Source organism: Actinomadura keratinilytica (assembly GCF_039539665.1).
Lineage (GTDB): Bacteria > Actinomycetota > Actinomycetes > Streptosporangiales > Streptosporangiaceae > Spirillospora > Spirillospora keratinilytica.
This window is the reverse complement of record NZ_BAABDO010000272.1, coordinates 1-1,044: the sequence shown is the minus strand read 5'-3', so window position 1 is coordinate 1,044 and position 1,044 is coordinate 1. Positions and strand designations below refer to the sequence as shown.

Below are 1,044 nucleotides of genomic sequence, written 5' to 3'. Positions count from 1 at the left end.
CGCCTCCAGGGCGGCGCCCAGCGCGGCCAGGTCGGGGGCGGGGGCCTGCGCGGCGGCGGCCGTCTCCGGGTCGTCCAGGACGGCCTGGACGCGGGCCAGCCGGTCGTCGTGGTCGCGGGCCTGCCGGTCGAGGGCGCGGCGCTGTTCGTCGGAGAGTGCGGCGGCGAGCGCGTCGTCGGGGGCGGCGAAGCCCTCGTCGGCCGCCGCCCGGGCCGCCCGCTCCCGGGCGGACGCCAGCGCGGCGTCGGCGTGCTCGGCGTCCCGCGCGGCCTGGACGGCGGCGGCGAGCGCGTCGGCCTCGCCCAGCAGCCGCTCGATGCGGGCCTCCAGGGTGGGGTCGTCGCCGCGTGCCGCGTCCAGCTCGGCGGGCAGCAGGGCCAGCTCGGCGGCCCGTTCGCGGTCGCGGGCGCGGGCCTCGGTGAGGGCGTTGCGGGCCTGGTCGAGGCCGCTGCGCGCCTGTTCGAGGTCCTGCTCGCGGCGGCGCAGCTCGGCCTCCAGGCGTTCGGCCTCGGCGGCGCGGGCGGCCAGCTCGGCGAGGGCGCGCTGGGCCGCCTCCAGCTCGGCGGCCAGCGCGGTGACGTCCGCCTCGCCGGCGGTCTCCAGCGCGGCGTCCAGTTCGGCGCGCAGCGACTCGACCTTCACGGCGGCCTGCTCGCGTTCCCGCTGGGCGTGCTCGTAGGCGGCCTGGGCGCGTTGCTCGTCGTCCTCGCCGGGGACCGGGCCCAGGGACGCGGCGGGCTCGGGGTGCCCGCGCGACCCGCACACCCGGCACGGCTCACCGGGCCGCAGGTCGCGGGCGAGTGCGGCGGCCATGCCGTCCAGCCGGGCCTGCCGGACCTCCTGGAGCCGGTCGCGGGCCTCCTGCGCGGCGTCGACGGCGGCGCGGTGATCGTCCTCGGCCTCGGCGAGCCGCCCGGTCACCCGGTCGCGCTGCTCGGCGGCGTTCACGCGGCGGGCGGCCTCGTCGACGGCGGCCTGGGCGCCGGGGAGCCCGGCGGCGGCGACGCGGGCGTCGTCGAGCCGCGCCCGCAGCCCGGCGACGGC

General features: G+C 81.9%; 1 pseudogene. It reads right to left on the bottom strand.

The window, feature by feature from the left end:
• Window positions 1–1,044 (bottom strand): annotated as a pseudogene (locus ABD879_RS32655) (AAA family ATPase); the annotation flags it as partial.